The sequence below is a fragment of the Acidiphilium sp. PA genome (assembly GCF_026191915.1).
GTDB lineage: Bacteria > Pseudomonadota > Alphaproteobacteria > Acetobacterales > Acetobacteraceae > Acidiphilium.
Genome location: NZ_JAIMBY010000001.1, coordinates 197139 through 213426, shown reverse-complemented (window position 1 = coordinate 213426; position 16288 = coordinate 197139). Strand labels below are relative to the sequence as shown.

The following is a 16288-nucleotide window of genomic DNA, read 5'->3' as shown; positions in this document are numbered from 1 at the left end:
GTCAGCTCAGACTACGCCGGATGATCGAGCGCATGGTCAGCGTCCCCATCACCAGCATGCAGACGGCGGACGCGAAAATGACGTGCCCTTTCTGGGTGGTGAACAGCACATTGAGGTATTTCGGCTGGATCAACTCGATGCCGAGTCCCGCGACGATCGGGATCGCGCCGAGGATCATTGCGCTGGTGCGCGCCTCCGCCGCCATGGCATACCCGCGCGCCTTCATGGCGACACGCTTGCGGATGACATCCGAAAGGGTTTCGAGCGTCTGGGCCAGGCCGCCGCCGGCGCGGGCCTGCAAACTCAGGGCGGTTGCGAAAAAACCATATTCGGCCAGCCGCGAACGCTCCGCGAGGCTGCGCAGCGCCTGATCGAGCGGCGTGCCGATCGCGACCTGATCCGCGATGCGGGTGAATTCGGCCCCGGTGGGTTTGGGCATGTCGCGCCCGATGATGCGCAGCGCCTCCTGCACGGGGATGCCGACCCGCACGCAGCGCACGATGGTCGCCAGCGTATCGGGGAACTGGTTGAGCAGCGCGGAGGAGCGTTTGGCGTGGATGGTGCCGAACACCGAGCGGGCGATGATCACGCTCATCAGCGGCCACATCAACAGGCCGATGCTGCCCACCACCATGGTGATCAGCATGACCACGACACGCGCCGCCACGATGCTGACCAGCAGAATGAGCCACCAGGGTGCCGGGTAATCCGGTGCGCGCAGCAGATCGATCCCGAAGACGTGAAGCAGGTTCGTGAACGGCGCGATGAACCGCGCGAAGGGATTGATCGCCTTGGGTTTTTCCTCGGACTCGACGATGACGAGGCCGTTGGTCACCCGATCGAGCCGCCCGGCGAGCCGGCGTTGTGCGCGGTCGGCCTGCCAGACGTTCAATCCGAGGAACACGAGGCCCGCCGTCATGATCAGACTGACCGCGAGCAACAGCGGCAGATGGCTCATCCGAGGCTCGCCTCCTCGAGTGCCGCGGCCCAGGGCCGCGCCAGGCCGAAATACGTGAGTCGCTCGTGGAAGCTCGACCGGGTACGCGATACGATATATTTGCCGAGCAATCGGCCGGTGGCATCCTCGCCTTGCGTTTCATATTTGAAAATATCGTTGAGCAGCGGGGTTTCGCCTTCGATGCCGGCGATTTCGGTGAGCTGGATCACCCGCCTGCCGCCGTCGCGCTGGCGCTCGACCTGTACGATCAGATTGACGGCTGACACCACCTGCATCCGGATCGCGCGGGGTGACAGGCCCATGCTGGCCATTTGCACCATATTCTCGATGCGGGCGAGCGCGTCGCGCGTGTTATTCGCGTGGATGGTCGACATCGAACCGTCGTGGCCGGTGTTCATTGCCTGCAGCATGTCGAACGCTTCGGGCCCGCGCACCTCGCCGATGATGATGCGATCGGGGCGCATGCGCAGCGCGTTGCGGAGCAGGTCGCGCTGATTGATTTCGCCTTTGCCTTCAAGATTGAGCGGCCGGGTTTCGAGCCGCACGATGTGCGGCTGCTGCAACTGCAGTTCCGCCGCATCCTCGACCGTGACGATGCGTTCGGCCGGATCGATGAAGCTGCTCATGGCGTTCATCATGGTGGTCTTGCCCGAGCCGGTGCCGCCCGAGATGACCACATTGAGCCGGCACCGCGCCGCGATTTCGAGAATGCGCGCGATCGGTGGCGTCAATGAGCCATATTCGATCAGCTTGGCGAAACTGATCGGTTTTTTGGCGAATTTGCGGATCGACAGGCAGGGGCCGTCGATCGCCAGGGGCGGCAACACGATGTTGACGCGTGAGCCGTCCTTCAGCCGCGCATCCACCATCGGCGATGATTCATCGACGCGTCGCCCGACCGATGCGGCGATGCGCTGGCAGATATTGGCGAGATGCGCGGAGTCGCGGAACCGCACCGGCAGTTGTTCCAGCTTGCCGCGTTTTTCAGCGAACACGCGTTCAGGACCGTTCACCATGATGTCGGTGATCGTATCGTCCTCCAGCAATGGTTCGAGCGGGCCGAGGCCGAGCATGTCGTCGACCAGTTCATTGGCGATCTGGTGCTGCTCGCGGCTGTTGAGTTGAATGCGGTGCTCAGTGGCCAGTTCGGCGAGCATCACCTCGACCGTATTGAGCAGGCGGGGCTGCGAAAGGGTCGCGATCACCGAGGCATCGATCTTGGTCAAGCACAGCGTGCGGATCAGGTCCACGTCTTCCTGGCGGATGCCCGCGGCCGGTTCGGCGCCGGACGGCACAGGAGCGGCCGATGGTTCGCTCGGGCGGCGGCCGAAGACCGGGATACCATCCATCATGCAGGCCCGCCGGGGGCAGCGCCAATGATTCTGGCCAGTTGCAGAATGGCGTCGCGGAATTTGCCTTTGGCCGCGATCAGGCTCTCGCCAAGATCGGCGGCCCGCGCGGCATGGGGCCCCATATCCGGTACGGTCACCGCAACCGGGGTGCTGAGTTCGGCTTCGATCTGGGCCGCGGTGAGGCCCCGGCGCTTTTGATATTTGTTCACGACCAGGACGGGCCGGCTCGTCTGCATGGCGCCGGCTGGCAGCGCCATCCAGGATTTGGCCAGGTGCACGCTCTGCGCCGTCGCTTCGATGATCAGAATGCGCTGCTGGGCAAGTGCGAGGATTTCGCCGGCAAAGCCAAGCGGGTGGGCCGGGATATCGGCGAGGACAAAATTATAGCGCTGCCGGAGCGCGACCGCGAGGGCACGGCCACCGCCGATCCGGTGGGTCCATTGTTCGGTCAGCGGTTCTTCGGCGGCCAGAACGTGCAACCGTTCGGTCGCCGGATGGGCGGCGCGCTCGATCAGCAGCGGATCGATGCGGTCCGGCGCTTCGAGCGCGTGCCGCAATCCTGTGCTGGGCGGCACATTGGCAAACAAGGCGGCGCTGCCGCGATGGAGGTCGGCATCGAGCAAAATCGTGTGGCGCCGGGTTTCGCCGCCGATCAGCCACGCCAGATTGGCGGCGATCGTCGTCACGCCGACCCCGCCGCCGGCACCGCACAGCGCGACCACGGCACCGCCGCGGGCTGGTTCGGCTGCCGGTTCATCGCCCGTCGCCCAGGGCAGGAACTCGCGTTGCACCATGCCGGCATCGAGCGGTTTCGGCAGATATTCCTTGACGCCCAGATTGCGGGTCAGGGTTCGATAGAAGCTGACGCTACGGTTTTCACCGATCACCAGCACTCTCGTTCCGGGGTCGACCACGGCTTCGAGCTGGACCATGGCCGTGAACGGTTGATCCTCGCCGGAGATATCGATCAGGATGGTCCTGGGGGTGGCAATGCCGCCAAGCCACTCGATCGATTGCCGGAAGCTCAGTTGATGCAGCGCAAGCCCGGCCGGAAACGCCGGGCCGAGCGCGGCGCGCAGGACATGGGCCGTTTCGGTATCACGCACGAAGCCGATGAAATCGGGGCGCTCTGCAAGCCCGGCCGATACCGGCGTCATGAATGGTCTGCCAGCGAGACTTGTTTCAAACGCGGTCATTGCGGCAGGGATGTCTGGCCGGGGGTGAACTGCGTCTGCTCGCCCGGACCTTGGTAGATCGTTATGCTGCGGCCGGACATCGGCGCGCTGACCGCGGCGAGAGCCGGTGAAACCTGACCACTGTAGACCGGCGGCGGGGGGGTGAGCAGCGGGCGCGCCGGCGAGTCGGTAGGACGCACGACCAGCGACAAGGGGCCGAGACGGGCGGCGACATCGACGCGTTCGGCCTCATCGGGCGTGACTTCGAGCGTGACGGTGCGCGCCATCGCTTCTTCCTTGCCCCTGGTGTTAGCCCCCTGGACCAGCCGTTGATCGATTGCGATGACCCGCACATCCGACAGGACGGTTTCGGCGGCGACGCTTTTCGCCGGCGGCAGATTCGGAGCCGATAGGTTCTGGGTCAGGATCAGATCGACATGGTCGCCCGGCCAGATGAGCCCGGCGGTGCCGGTGATCGCATCCACGCCGACCGAGATGGCGCGCATGCCGGGTTGCAGCACGGCGGCAAGGAAACCGTGGTCGCCGGGGCGGATGACTTCGCCTGCCTCGATGATCGCACCGGCCTCGAGCGGGTGGCGAACCATGGCACCCGTGTAGGCGGAGCGATTGGCCGGCGTATCGAGGACGGCATTGGCCGGCGGTGCGCCGCCGGCCCGGACGACGGTGGTGAAATCAGACGGTTGAATCAGGCTGCCGGCGCGCAGCGGATGAGCGGTGGCGAGCAGCAGGATTTTCTGAACGGCGACGGCTGGCGGCTTGGCTGGACGGAGATCCAGCCAAGCCACTGTGCCGAAACCGGCGAGACCGAGTGCCAACACAATAAACAAGGAGATTCTGACGAACATTTTTCTACCTTATTATACAGAGTTGGCTTCGATCTGTCGTAACTATTTAGAAATTAGTTGCGCTATTATATGCAAGCAACACGCCGTTTCCAAGCATAGCTACCGTCCCGATAATGACGGCGGCGATCAAGCCAGCAATCAGCGCATACTCGATGGCCGTAACGCCGTGGTTGTCTAGAAAAATCCTGAGTGCAGTGATGTTATGATCCATTGATTTCGTCGTCGGTTCGCCATTACTATATTATAGATTGCTGTTAATTGTCCCAAATGCAGTATTCAGATGCGTACCGAGCGACGAAACAACTCCCACGATTACTGCCGCGATCAACGCAGCAATCATCCCATATTCCAGCGCCGTCACGGCGCGCTTGTCGTTGAACAGCGTGATGCCCCGCACCGCGAGCCAGGTTCTGGTATAGTCCAGCATGATCTACTCTCCTTCCACCGCGCGGATGGCCCGCAGGCGGCGATGATGAATGCATGTTGCCAGAATTTTACTGGCGGGAGCCTGCGCCTACGGCGGAAGGGCAAGCTCGGGAGTTCATGCGCTCATATAGTCAGGAGAGAGTTGCCAAACGGTTAACGCTGATCAGAATTTCCGGGATGGCAATGTCAACCCGCCGCGATGCGCGCCAGCGTCGCCGCATCCGGCCGTGCGCCGATCCGGGCAATGGCGGCGGCGGCGGCGGCGCTGGCCAGTGCCGCGCAGGATGGCAGCGAATCGCCGCGCGCGAGGGCGGTCAGAAATCCCGCGGCGTAGGCATCACCGGCGCCGGTCGTATCGAGCACCACCGTCGGCACCGCCTCGGCATGGTGCCGCGTCTCGCCCGCGATGATCACACTGCCGGCTTCGCTCCGCGTCAGGACGGCGAGCGGTACAGTCTGCGCGGCGACGTTGGCGGCGCTCTCGAACGCATCCTGCTCGAACAAAGCGCAAATCTCGGCCTCGTTGGCAAACAAGATATCGACGCTGCCGAGCAGATCGAGAAAGCCGGCCCGATGGCGATCGACGCAGAACGCATCGGACAGCGACAAAGCGACCTTGCGACCCGCCGCCCGCGCCATCTGTGCGGCCGCGCGAAATGCCGCCTGCGCCTGCGGCGGGTCGAACAGATAACCCTCCAGATACAGAATCGCGGACGCGCCGATCGCATCGGCATCGAGGTCGGCGGCGGAGAAATCGACGCACGCACCGAGGTAGGTGTTCATGGTACGCTGGCCGTCCGCGGTCACCAGAATCAGGCAGCGCGCCGTGGGTGCGCCTCCGGCGGCGGCCGGTGCGGTCGGAAAATCGACGCCGATGGCACGCAGATCGGCCGCGAAAGCCGCACCCAGCGCGTCATCGGCGACCTTGCCCAGAAACGCGACGCGCGCGCCAAGGCCGGCGGCAACGGCACAGGTATTGGCAACGGACCCACCCGAGGCGGTCTTGCCCGCCGGCATGGCGCGGGACAGGCGCTCGGCGGTTGCGGCGTCGATCAGGGCCATGCTGCCCTTGCGCATGTCATGACGATCCAGGAATTCATCTTGGGTGACGGCGAGCACATCGACGATGGCGTTACCGATGCCGATGATGTCGTAGCGCAGCGTGCTCATGCGAGGGTCCTGACCAATGTTGCGGGAAGACACGCGGCGTATCATCAGCCGCGCGAAGAACCAAATTTGCGCCACCAGATGGACAAAGGATTGCGGATCAGCAACTTGATGGGATTGCGGAACCTTGCGGCACAACATGGGTTTTTTTGCACGTTGCCGATTGTCGGTTGCGTTGCGAGCGTGCTAGCTCCGCTCAGCGCGATGCGAGTGGAGGTTCCGTGATCAGTTTCAGAAAACGCGACGAGCAACCGACCCAACCGAAGGCGAACGAGGGGCCGTCGCAGGCCGCTGTCGATGACGGGTTGAGCATGCCCGAATTTCGCCCCGCCCCTTCTTTATCCGCCGAAACGCCGACCGAACAGGAGACGCCCATGGCAAGATCGCCCTTCGCCCCCAACCAACCGACCGCAACCCCCGCCGTGCCGCCGGCCTCGCCGATGCCCGGTGCGAGTTTCCGCCCGCCGATGGGCCGCTCGCCCGATACCGCTGAGCGGCGCACCCTCGTGGTCGGCCGGGGCATCAGTGTGCAGGGCGTCGTGCAGGACGCCGAACGCCTGGTGGTGGAAGGCACGGTCGAGGCAACCATGATCAACGCCACCGAGCTGTCGATCGCGCAAGGCGGTATCTTCAAAGGTGAAGTCGAAGTCGAGGAAGCCGAGATCGCCGGCACGATCGATGGCACACTCACCGCCCGCCACGCCCTGATCGTGCGCGCGACCGGCCGCGTGCTCGGCACCGCCCGCTGCCGGCGCCTGCAGGTGGAAGACGGCGGTCAGATCACTGGCCGGATCGAAATGATCACCGAAGGCGCCGCCAAGTCCGAATGAGGCAATGCGCGTGCGTCGCCGTGATGCTGATGGCCCTTGGTTTGGCCGGATGCAGCGCGCCGGCGCCGCGCGCAGCGACCGGCGCGGCCACCAACGCCGCGCCGATCACTTTGGTCGGTGCGACCATCGGCGGCCTGCGGGCCGATTTCGGCCGTCCGGCACTGCAGCGAATCGATGGCTCGGCGCAGGTCTGGCTCTATCATTCACCGGTCTGCCGGCTCAACCTGATCCTGTACCCGGGGCCGGACGGCGCGCCGCACGTGCGTGCTGCCATGCCGATGCCGCGCGGCGTCTCGGAATCCTCCTGCGTGGCCAGTCTGGAACAGAACCGGCCCTCCTGATAGAGACGGCGCAACACCAGGCGGAGGGCGCATGAGCGGTTTAAAGGTCGCGGTCCAGATGGACCCGATGGAAAGCATCGATATCGACGGCGATTCCAGCTTCGCCCTCATGCTCGAGGCGCAACGCCGGGGCCACAGCCTGTGGCACTACCTCGTCTCCGATCTGTGGCTCGAAGCCGGCGTGCTGCGCGCGCGGGTTCGCCCCGTCACTGTCGAACGGGCACGCGGTGCCCATTTCACCGCCGGTGCGCCGCAGGTGATCGATCTGGGCAGCATGGACGTCGTGCTGATGCGCCAGGACCCGCCGTTCGATATGGCCTACATCACCGCGACCCACCTGCTCGAACACATCCATCCCAAAACCCTGGTCGTCAACGATCCCGCCGCCGTGCGCAACGCGCCGGAAAAACTGCTGGTGATGGATTTCCCCGACCTGATGCCCCCCACCATGATCGCGTGGGACCGCGCCGCCATCCGCGATTTCCGGGCGCGCTATCAGGATATCATCGTCAAACCGCTGTTCGGCAACGGCGGCGCCGGGATCTTCCGGATCAAACCCGACGATGAAAACCTCGGCGCGCTGATGGACATGCATTTCGGCATGTCACGCGAACCCCTGATGATCCAACGCTACGAACCCGCCGTGCGGGCCGGCGATAAACGTATCATCCTGATCGATGGCGAAGCGCTCGGCGCCATCAACCGTGTACCGGTCGAAGGGGATGCACGATCGAACATGCATGCCGGCGGCGTCGCCCGCCCAACCGAACTGACCGCCCGCGATCGCGAAATCTGCAAACGCATCGGCCCCACCCTGAAAGAGCGCGGCCTGCTGTTCACCGGCATCGACGTGATCGGCAATTACCTCACGGAAATCAACGTCACCTCCCCCACCGGCATCCAACAAGTCGCCCGCTTCGGTGGCACCGACCTCGCCAGCGCTATCTGGGACCGCATCGAAGCGAAGCGGTAGCAATGGTCTTGGGGTGGGTGCCCGAATGTCCGTTGGCACATCAACCTGGGAAACGGGATTGAATGGGAACAAACGGGACGTCGCGGGATAACGTGTTGGTTTCGCGCGGAAAATCGGTGGTCTTTGTTGTTCGCACTGATGGGCTCCTGGAGGCGCTTACGGGGCGCGTTTGGGCGGTTTGCAGTGCGCCTGGCGGGAATTCCGGCGCAGTGTCCAAGGGCGTCTTAAGAGCGACCTAAGAGGCGGTCAATGCGGCTCAAATGGCGGTTTTCTGCGGTTTAGCGAAGAGGCGACCAGCTGTCGAGCGCCACCTTGGGCCGGGTAAATCATGGTTTCATGCAAGCCAGAGCAGCCGCGAACTGTATTATTAGGACAATATACCTATCCATTCTGTATCATTGAAAACATTACGTTTTTTGGGATGTTGATACAGTTTGGGAAGACTAAACTGTATCAAAAAACTCGGAAATAAGCCACGATAAACGCGGTTTTCGTTAGATTCCTCGTTAGTGACCTTCGGTGCCTCGTGGCGGGCGAATTCCTCACGCACGGCGCGTTGAACGGCGGCCGTCGTGGAGCGGCGGCTACGGCGCACGAGTGCGATGATAATGAGAACGATGACTAAGCCGATCGGCGTAAAAAAGGCTGTCAGAAGTAGCACGCCAAGAATGACCAACGCGCGGATCGTCTGGTAGAGGAAGTCGAATACGTCCTGCCACCAGCTGCGCGGCTGGTCGACGGCCGCGCCGGGCTCGATCGGTGCGGGAGCCTCTGCATCTTGAGCGCTCGTATCCGGTAGTCGAAGGACGTATTGGCCATCGGGCAGCGGGTCGCGGGTCATTTCAAATCATCTCCAGTTTTAAATTCGATTTTGACCTCGGCTAGCTTGTGACCGATCCGATAAGGCGGAGAAACCCACTCGAAGACAGCCCTCAGAACGGGCTTTTCCGTCATCGCGTACGCATCCTGGCAGGAACGTATCAAAATCAAAAGAGCGGAAAAGTTAACAGTCGATTCCAGGATCTCGCAGCCAAATATCGAGTTCTCGGAAATATGAATTGGTTCTTCGGGCTTGGCACCTGTCGCCAGCCAATCGAGAGAGATTCCACAGGCTGCTGCGATCCTTGCTCCCCTCGACAGCTTGATATCGGTCCCATTGAGGTAATCATGAAGGGTCGAAACCGGCACATTTGCTGACTTTGCAACCGCCGGAATGCCGCCGGACCGGTTGATTGCGTCCCGAAGCCTTGCGCAAACTTCAAGTTGAGGGGTGTCAATTTTCTTTGTCTCTACCATCGGACGGACTCGCTTAAATTATTGAAAAATATAGTATAATGCCAGAACGTATAGTTCCGATTTATCGTTGATATGATTCAGAAATTCGAATATTTTTCGGTAATTCGGACTTCTGTAATACTTCGGAGCGGACATTGGCACAAAAAATGCGGCGTTACATGCCGAAATGATTAAGGCCGAACTTCGCCTTCGATACGGTTTGCTGACGCACGTTGCGAAGCTCTTGGAGATTTCGCTGAAAAGCGTGTCGGGTACGATCCGATATCCGGGCCTTTCGGTTCGTACTGAGGGACGGATTGCGAAGTTACTTGAACGCCCGGCTTACGAAAACTGGCCTGATCGTTACACCGCCGAGGGCGAGCCTCGGCGTCGCGCGTATACGCGACGGCGCCGCGGAGCTTCGTCATGAGCGATCCTGTTCTGACGGTCCCGATGAGCCAGATTGAGGTCTCCGATCGCTTGCGCATCGTGGATCAGGCGGAAGTGCAAAAACTAGCAGTTTCGATTAGCAAAACGAAACAAATCTCGCCTGTTGAAGTCAGGGCTATAGCGCCCGGTCAGTATCGTTTGGTCGCTGGTGCTTATCGCATCGCGGCTATTAAGTCCCTTGGACAAACGCAAGTCCGTGCGGTCCTGTTCGAGGGTAACGATGATGAGGCGAGACTGCGCGAGATCGATGAAAACCTTTATCGTCAAGAACTGAGCCCGTTCGACCAAGCAGAATTTCTCGCGGAGCGCCGCATTGTTTGGGAATGACTTCACGGAGAGACGAGGCGCGGAGGAGATCGGCGATCAAAAAACCAACTTGGAAATTTGATCGACGATCTCCGGGACGTTGGATATGTCGATGAACTTTCCGAACGATTTAAGATCTCGGCCCCATCACTTTATCGGGCTCTTTCCCGAAAGGCACACATCGATCCGACAGTATGGTCGGCGATAAAGGGGCAAAGCGCTGCACAAAATGGCTCCTTCCTGGATAAGCTAAAAAAGCTGCCGGTCGAACACCAGCGCTAACTGCTTGTGTTTTTCTCAACGCCACGGCGTCGAAATCGATGAGGCGTATCAACAGGTAGTAAATATAAACCGCGCTACCAAAAGTAAAAAAACTGACACCGAAGCAAGCATTGAAAAATATGCGCCTAGAGTGGGAGCAAGCTCCTGAAAAGGAGAGGTAAATTTTCATTGCTGAAATCAATAATGATGCAGACAAATGGAAAAACTATTAATCGTAAAATACTTTAGCACATCCGAAATTATTGGCCGAAGCGCAGCCATATCTTACGTCTTGTCAGTTTCAGAGCCTGACCGCAAAAGATAGTTGAGCGATTTCAGTAGGTTGTGATTCAGTTCGTTTGCGAAGACGAACGGAGACACGATGGCCTGGACTGAAATCGCCCGGCAACGATATTGCCGGGCCGGATTGCGCTACGCAAGCGACCTCACCGACGCCGAATGGGCCTTGATCGAACCATTCATGCCCTTGCCGCCGCATCGAGGCCGGCCCCGGACGGTGGTGCTGCGAAGGATTGTGGAGGCCATCTTCTACATGCTGTCGACCGGTTGCCAGTGGCGGCAGATCCCGAAGGAATTCGCGCCGTTCACCACTGTGCAGGGGTATTTTTACCGCTTCTGTCGCGACGGCACATTTGATCGCATCAATCACGTCCTGGTCATGCAGGCGCGGGAGATAGCCGGACGGGAGGCATCGCCCACAGCCGGCGTGATCGACAGCCAGTCGGTCAAGACCACCGAAGCCGCCGGGCCGCGCGGGTTCGATGCCGGAAAGAAGATCAAGGGACGCAAGCGCCACATCATCACCGATACAATCGGCGACCTCGTCGGTGCGATCGTTCATCATGCCGGCATTCAGGATCGGGATGGGGCGCCCGACGTGCTCAAATCGGTCAAATCCCTGTATCCCTGGTTGCGGCAGGTGTTCGCCGACGGCGGCTATGCCGGTCCCAAACTCAATGGACGCCTCGCCAAAATCGGCAAATGGACCATACAGATCGTCAAGCGCTCCGACACCGCCAGCGGGTTCGAACTCCTGCCGCGACGCTGGGTCGTGGAGAGAACCTTCGCCTGGCTCGGCAGATGCCGACGTCTTGCAAAGGATTTCGAGGCCACCGTTACCAGCGCCACCGCATGGCTCTTCCTCGCCCATATCCGCCTGCTCACACGGAAAATCACACGCAACCGATAGCCGCACTACCATTCAGATTCGGGCTCTAAGAGCACCAGCCAGCTGGGCTCGTCTACTTACCCACCCATGCCGGAAATCGCCCTGCTGCTCGCTATATGCTTGCCAGCCTGATTTCCCAGCTAGTCTTAAATCAAATAATCTATTGCAAAGATTGGCGGACCCGGCGCGATTCGAACGCGCGACCTTTGCCTTCGGAGGGCAACGCTCTATCCAGCTGAGCTACGGGTCCACGGGGCTTTACTAGCGGGGTTTCGGGTGGGGTTCAATGCTGGGCGGTGAAAATCATGGCATTGGTCGCGGCGTCCGACCGCAGGGGGTGGTCGGGGTGCAGGATGAAGCCGGTGATGTCGCGGGTGGGTGTTGCGCGTTGGTGGTCGAGCAGCATCAGATGATAGTCGGGTCCGTAATAGGCGGTGCGGGCGCGGGGCAGGGCGTGCCAGCATGCGGCCATGGCGGATTTCGGGATCAGCTGGTCGTGGCCGCCGTACAGGATCAGGGCATGGGCGGGGGCGAATTTGGCGCAATCCGCCTGGGCCTTGCCCATCAGGCGGGTCAGGCCGGCGAGTGTGGCGATTTTTGTGGCGCGGATGGTCAGCGGGTCGTTCGAGACTGCGATCAGCGCGCGGATGTTGTCGCTGGCGCGCACCGCCGCCTGCCGGCCGGTCAGCCGCAGCCAGGGGACGAAGGTGTCGGCGACCGCGAGGGTGGCGCGCAGGGGCCAGGCGAGCGCCGTGCCGCCCCATACCGCCGGGGAGATCAGCACATAGGAGGCGATGTCGGCATCGCCCTGCGCGCCGAGGATCAGACCGATCGCGCCGCCCATGCTTTCGCCCATCAAGGTGAGCGGCACGCTGGCGTAGCGCCGGTGCAGGATCGCCGCCATCTGCCTTGCATCGTTCACCAGGCGCGCCGTGCCGGGCCAGTCGCCGCGGCCGGGGGCGGCGCCGAAGCCGCGCTGGTCTGGCGCGAACACCGCGATGCCGGCGGCGGCGAGGTGCGGCGCGGGCATCGCCCAGGCATCGCGGCTGTCGTTGAACCCGTGCAGCGCGAGCACCACCGCGCGGGGGGGCTGGTCGGGCAGCCAGTCGCGATAGGGCAGCACCTGGCCGCCGGCGAGGGTGAAGTGGCCATCGGTGACGATGGGGTGGCGCGCCGATGCCGTCGGGACGCGGAACTGTGCGGCGCACCCCGCCAGTGCGAGGCTGATCAGCAGGCATAGTCCGGCTCGATAGGCATTCACCACGAGATTCGGTATCATGGATGGACCACGCCAAGCAAAGAGGGGTTCCATGCCGGATGCGCGCGTTTCGCCTGCCAGCGAGAGTTTCGAGGTTCACGATCGCGTGGTCGCCTGCGATGGCGGCGGGGAACCGCTCGGGCATCCGCGGGTGTATTTGAAAATCGAGGACCGGGCGGTGACCTGCCCGTATTGTTCGCGCCACTACGTGCTCGCGGCGGGTACGCTGCCGGGCGCCGGGCATTGAGCGGCACGCGCCTGGTTCTGGTTGACGGCTCGGGCTTCATTTTCCGCGCGTTTCATGCCCTGCCGCCGATGACCCGCGAAGACGGCACGCCGGTGAATGCGGTGTTCGGCTTCTGCAACATGCTGACGAGGCTGCTCAAGGATCATACCGGCACGCATCTGGCGGTGATTTTCGATGCCGGGCGGACCACGTTCCGCAACGCGATCGACCCGCGCTACAAGGCGCAGCGGCCGGAGCCGCCGGAGGAGCTGATCCCGCAATTCGCGCTGGTGCGCGATGCGACGCGGGCGTTTTCGGTGCCGGCGATCGAGCTCGACGGGTTCGAGGCGGATGATCTGATCGCGAGCTATGCCGCGGCGATGCAGGCGGCGGGCGGCGAGGTGGTGATCGTTTCATCGGACAAGGATCTGATGCAGCTGCTCGGGGCGGGCGTGTCGATGCTCGACCCGATCAAATCCGTGCCGATCGGGCCGGACGAGGTGATGGCGAAATTCGGCGTGACGCCGGCGCAGATGATCGATGCGCAGGCGCTGATGGGCGATTCGGTCGATAACGTGCCGGGGGTTGCCGGCATCGGGCCGAAGGGTGCGGCGCAGCTGATCGGCGAGTATGGCACGCTCGAGGCGATTCTGGCGGCGGCCGCCTCGGGGGCGATGAAGCCGGGCAAGCGGCGCGATGCGCTGGTCGCCCATGCCGAGGATGCGCGGATTTCACGCCAGCTGGTGGCGTTGCGCACCGATGTGCCGCTGCCGCTGCCGATCGAAGACCTGGTGCTCGCCGCGCATGACGACGTGGCGCTGCATGATTTTCTCGACGCCCAGGGGTTCAAGAGCATCAAGGCGCGGCTGGGGCTCGATGGGCTGGCGCGGCGCCGTGACGAGCGGGCGGCCCCGGCGGCGCCGGTCGTGGCGGCCACGGAGGATGTCGGTTTCGGTCCGTATGAGACGATCGACACGCCGGCGGCGCTGGTGCGGTGGGTTGAGGCGATCCGTGCGGCGGGGCTGGTTGCGATCGATACCGAGACGACGGATCTGAACGCGCGGCGGACGCGGCTGGTCGGGATTTCGCTGGCGACGGCGCCGGGCGTTGCGGCCTATATTCCGCTGGGGCATGAGTCAGGCGAGCAGTTGCCGCGCGGGGCGGTGGCGGAGGCGCTGGCACCGGTGCTCGGCGATCGAGCGATTCTCAAGATTTTTCATAACGCGAAATTCGACCTGCACGTGCTGGCCGGTGCCGGGCTCGCGGATGCCGCGCCGATCGATGACACCATGCTGATTTCCTACGCGCTCGAGGCCGGGGCGCATGGGCATGGCATGGATGAACTCTCGGCGCTGCACCTCGATCATAAGCCGATCGCCTATGACGAGGTGACCGGCACCGGGCGCAACCGGATCAGTTTTTCCGCCGTGCCGATCGAGCGCGCCACGGCCTATGCCGCCGAGGATGCCGATGTCACGCTGCGGCTGTGGCGGATGCTGCGGCCGCGCCTGCGCGAGGCGAAGGCGCTGGCGTTGTACGAGACGCTGGAGCGGCGCCTGGTGCCGGTGCTGCTGGATATGGAACGTGCGGGCATCATGGTCGATCGGGACGATCTGGTTGCGATGTCCGCCGAGTTCGCGCGGCGGATGGATGAGATCCAGCGCGACATCGAACAGATGGTCGGGCATGCGTTCAATCTGGGCAGTCCGAAGCAGCTGGGCGAGATCCTGTTCGATGAGATGAAGCTGCCGGGCGGCAAACGCACCAAGACCGGCGCGTGGGGCACCGATGCGGCGGTGCTCGATGAACTGGCCGAGGCCGGGCATGAATTACCCGTGCGGATTCTGGAATGGCGGCAGCTGCAGAAGCTGAAATCGACCTATGCCGATGCGCTGGTCACCGAAATCGACATCGAGGACCGGCGGGTGCATACCAATTTCGCCCAGGCGATCGCGGCGACGGGGCGGCTGTCGTCGAACGATCCGAATTTGCAGAACATTCCGATCCGCACGCGCGAGGGGGCGCGGATTCGCCGCGCCTTCATCGCGGCGCCGGGGCATGCGCTGATCTCGGCGGATTATTCGCAGATCGAGCTGCGGCTGCTTGCGCATGTCGCGGATATTCCGGCGCTGAAGGCGAGCTTCATCAATGGCGAGGATATCCATGCGCGGACCGCCTCCGAAGTGTTCGGCGTGCCGATGGAGGGGATGGATGCGGCGACGCGCCGGCGGGCCAAGGCGATCAATTTCGGGATCATTTATGGTATTTCCGCGTTCGGCCTCGCGCGGCAGTTGAGCATCGAGACCGGCGAGGCGAAGCGGTATATCGATGCGTATTTCGCGCGCTACCCGGAGATTCGCCGTTACATGAACGAAACACGGGATTTCGCGCGGACCCATGGCTATGTGGTGACGCCGTTCGGCCGGCGCTGCTATGTGCCGGGGATTGCCGACAAGAATCCGGCGCGGCGGAGCTATGCCGAGCGCCAGGCGATCAATGCGCCGTTGCAGGGCGGGGCGGCGGATATCATCAAGCGGGCGATGGTGCGGCTGCCGGCGGCGATTGCGGCATCGGGGTTGACGGTGCGGTTGTTGTTGCAGGTGCATGACGAATTATTGTTCGAGGCGGTGACCGATCAGGCGGAGCGGGCGGCGGCGCTGGTGCGCGGCATCATGCAGGCGGCGGCGGTGTTATCGGTGCCGCTGCTGGTCGAAGCCGGGATCGGCGGCAACTGGTCCGACGCGCATTGATCAGCGCCCCGTTGTGCGGCCTTGACGGTGCAGGGCGAGGCGCAGGCGGGCGAGGGCTTCACCGATCGGGCCCTCCGGCAATGCATCCGGCCCGGTGAGCGGCGGGGGTTCCGTGGTGACCGGGGGGCGGCGTGATTTGGGGCGTTCGGCCGGTGGGCGGGGCATGTCGATGAAGCGGAGGCGGGCGATGGTGCCGCCGCCGAGGGCGAGGTTGATCCGCGCGATCAGGTCGGGCGTGCGGTGCTGGAGCTCGAGCGCGTCCGGCCCGGTGCAGGCGAGGGTGAGGGTGCCGCCAGCGAATTTGACCGGCAGGCTGCGTTCGGCGATGCCGGGTCCGGCGATGGCCGGCCAGTCTTCGACCAGGGTTGCGAGCGCCATGCCGCGGCGGTGCAGGGCGGGGCGTAGAACGGGGGCGAGCAGGGAGGCGATGCCGCGCGGCGCATAGTGGCGTGGCGGCTCGACAGGTGGCGGTTTTGCCGCCACTG

Annotated in this window: 20 protein-coding genes and 1 tRNA gene; 8 read left to right on the top strand and 13 right to left on the bottom strand. The window is 63.1% G+C overall.

Going from position 1 to position 16288, the window contains the following annotated elements:
• Position 1 precedes the first annotated feature (1 nt).
• The 7 genes from AruPA_RS01015 to AruPA_RS00985 all read right to left on the bottom strand — a co-directional run bounded on the left by AruPA_RS01015 (position 2) and on the right by AruPA_RS00985 (position 5947).
• Positions 2-958 (bottom strand): type II secretion system F family protein, encoded by a 957-nt coding sequence (locus tag AruPA_RS01015; RefSeq protein WP_265634296.1) that lies wholly within the window; start codon positions 956-958, stop codon positions 2-4.
• Positions 955-2310 carry a CpaF family protein gene (locus AruPA_RS01010; RefSeq protein ID WP_265634294.1) on the bottom strand — a complete coding sequence of 452 codons (1356 nt, stop codon included), beginning with the start codon at positions 2308-2310 and terminating at the stop codon, positions 955-957. Before AruPA_RS01010 ends, AruPA_RS01015 begins: the two co-directional genes overlap by 4 nt.
• The gene (locus AruPA_RS01005; protein ID WP_265634292.1) at positions 2307-3467 is read right to left on the bottom strand and encodes a pilus assembly protein CpaE; all 1161 of its coding nucleotides are present in this window, start codon (positions 3465-3467) and stop codon (positions 2307-2309) included. Before AruPA_RS01005 ends, AruPA_RS01010 begins: the two co-directional genes overlap by 4 nt.
• A 35-nt stretch (positions 3468-3502) precedes the next feature.
• Complete coding sequence (gene cpaB / locus AruPA_RS01000; protein ID WP_265634290.1) at positions 3503-4351, bottom strand: Flp pilus assembly protein CpaB; 849 nt, start codon at positions 4349-4351, stop codon at positions 3503-3505.
• Positions 4352-4397: 46 nt separating this feature from the next.
• Positions 4398-4562, bottom strand: a complete 165-nt coding sequence (locus tag AruPA_RS00995; RefSeq protein ID WP_265634289.1) for a Flp family type IVb pilin — start codon at positions 4560-4562, stop codon at positions 4398-4400.
• 30 nt (positions 4563-4592) lie between these two features.
• On the bottom strand, positions 4593-4778 hold the full coding sequence (locus tag AruPA_RS00990; protein WP_265634288.1) for a Flp family type IVb pilin: 186 nt from the start codon (positions 4776-4778) through the stop codon (positions 4593-4595).
• A 185-nt stretch (positions 4779-4963) separates the two neighbouring features.
• Positions 4964-5947: an adenosine kinase gene (locus AruPA_RS00985; protein ID WP_265634286.1), complete on the bottom strand. Its 984-nt coding sequence runs from the start codon at positions 5945-5947 to the stop codon at positions 4964-4966.
• A 218-nt stretch (positions 5948-6165) separates the two neighbouring features.
• Here AruPA_RS00985 and AruPA_RS00980 point away from each other — a divergent pair, with 218 nt between their 5' ends.
• The 3 genes from AruPA_RS00980 to gshB are packed head-to-tail and all read left to right on the top strand — an operon-like array spanning position 6166 to position 8088.
• Positions 6166-6774: a polymer-forming cytoskeletal protein gene (locus tag AruPA_RS00980; RefSeq protein WP_408858554.1), complete on the top strand. Its 609-nt coding sequence runs from the start codon at positions 6166-6168 to the stop codon at positions 6772-6774.
• The gene (locus AruPA_RS00975) at positions 6771-7115 is read left to right on the top strand and encodes a hypothetical protein (RefSeq protein ID WP_265634284.1); all 345 of its coding nucleotides are present in this window, start codon (positions 6771-6773) and stop codon (positions 7113-7115) included. The genes AruPA_RS00980 and AruPA_RS00975 overlap by 4 nt, the downstream gene beginning before the upstream one ends.
• A 31-nt stretch (positions 7116-7146) precedes the next feature.
• Entirely contained in the window at positions 7147-8088 is a 942-nt protein-coding gene (gene gshB / locus AruPA_RS00970) for a glutathione synthase (RefSeq protein ID WP_265634281.1), read from the top strand.
• A gap of 367 nt (positions 8089-8455) precedes the next feature.
• Here gshB and AruPA_RS00965 read toward each other — a convergent pair whose 3' ends face one another.
• Positions 8456-8929, bottom strand: a complete 474-nt coding sequence (locus AruPA_RS00965) for a hypothetical protein (RefSeq protein ID WP_265634279.1) — start codon at positions 8927-8929, stop codon at positions 8456-8458.
• Entirely contained in the window at positions 8926-9384 is a 459-nt protein-coding gene (locus tag AruPA_RS00960) for a helix-turn-helix transcriptional regulator (RefSeq protein WP_265634277.1), read from the bottom strand. Before AruPA_RS00960 ends, AruPA_RS00965 begins: the two co-directional genes overlap by 4 nt.
• Positions 9385-9550: 166 nt before the next feature.
• Between AruPA_RS00960 and AruPA_RS21750 the strand changes: the two genes are divergently transcribed.
• Positions 9551-9793 (top strand): helix-turn-helix domain-containing protein, encoded by a 243-nt coding sequence (locus AruPA_RS21750; protein ID WP_408858553.1) that lies wholly within the window; start codon positions 9551-9553, stop codon positions 9791-9793.
• Positions 9790-10140 (top strand): ParB N-terminal domain-containing protein, encoded by a 351-nt coding sequence (locus tag AruPA_RS00955; RefSeq protein ID WP_265634275.1) that lies wholly within the window; start codon positions 9790-9792, stop codon positions 10138-10140. Before AruPA_RS21750 ends, AruPA_RS00955 begins: the two co-directional genes overlap by 4 nt.
• 109 nt (positions 10141-10249) lie before the next feature.
• On the opposite strand, the gene AruPA_RS00950 is transcribed toward AruPA_RS00955, so the two are convergent.
• Positions 10250-10570: a hypothetical protein gene (locus AruPA_RS00950; protein WP_265634273.1), complete on the bottom strand. Its 321-nt coding sequence runs from the start codon at positions 10568-10570 to the stop codon at positions 10250-10252.
• Between the two features lie 192 nt (positions 10571-10762).
• Here AruPA_RS00950 and AruPA_RS00945 point away from each other — a divergent pair, with 192 nt between their 5' ends.
• Entirely contained in the window at positions 10763-11590 is an 828-nt protein-coding gene (locus tag AruPA_RS00945) for an IS5 family transposase (RefSeq protein ID WP_265634271.1), read from the top strand.
• Positions 11591-11742: 152 nt separating this feature from the next.
• On the opposite strand, the gene AruPA_RS00940 is transcribed toward AruPA_RS00945, so the two are convergent.
• Positions 11743-11819: transfer RNA gene (locus AruPA_RS00940), tRNA-Arg, on the bottom strand.
• 33 nt (positions 11820-11852) lie between these two features.
• On the bottom strand, positions 11853-12848 hold the full coding sequence (locus AruPA_RS00935; RefSeq protein WP_265634269.1) for an alpha/beta fold hydrolase: 996 nt from the start codon (positions 12846-12848) through the stop codon (positions 11853-11855).
• A 31-nt stretch (positions 12849-12879) separates the two neighbouring features.
• Between AruPA_RS00935 and AruPA_RS00930 the strand changes: the two genes are divergently transcribed.
• The gene (locus AruPA_RS00930; protein WP_265634267.1) at positions 12880-13074 is read left to right on the top strand and encodes a zinc-finger domain-containing protein; all 195 of its coding nucleotides are present in this window, start codon (positions 12880-12882) and stop codon (positions 13072-13074) included.
• Positions 13071-15803 (top strand): DNA polymerase I, encoded by a 2733-nt coding sequence (gene polA / locus AruPA_RS00925; RefSeq protein WP_265634265.1) that lies wholly within the window; start codon positions 13071-13073, stop codon positions 15801-15803. The genes AruPA_RS00930 and polA overlap by 4 nt, the downstream gene beginning before the upstream one ends.
• Here the strand turns inward: polA and AruPA_RS00920 are convergent, their stop codons facing one another.
• Positions 15804-16286, bottom strand: a complete 483-nt coding sequence (locus AruPA_RS00920) for a DUF721 domain-containing protein (protein ID WP_265634263.1) — start codon at positions 16284-16286, stop codon at positions 15804-15806.
• Positions 16287-16288: the final 2 nt, after the last annotated feature.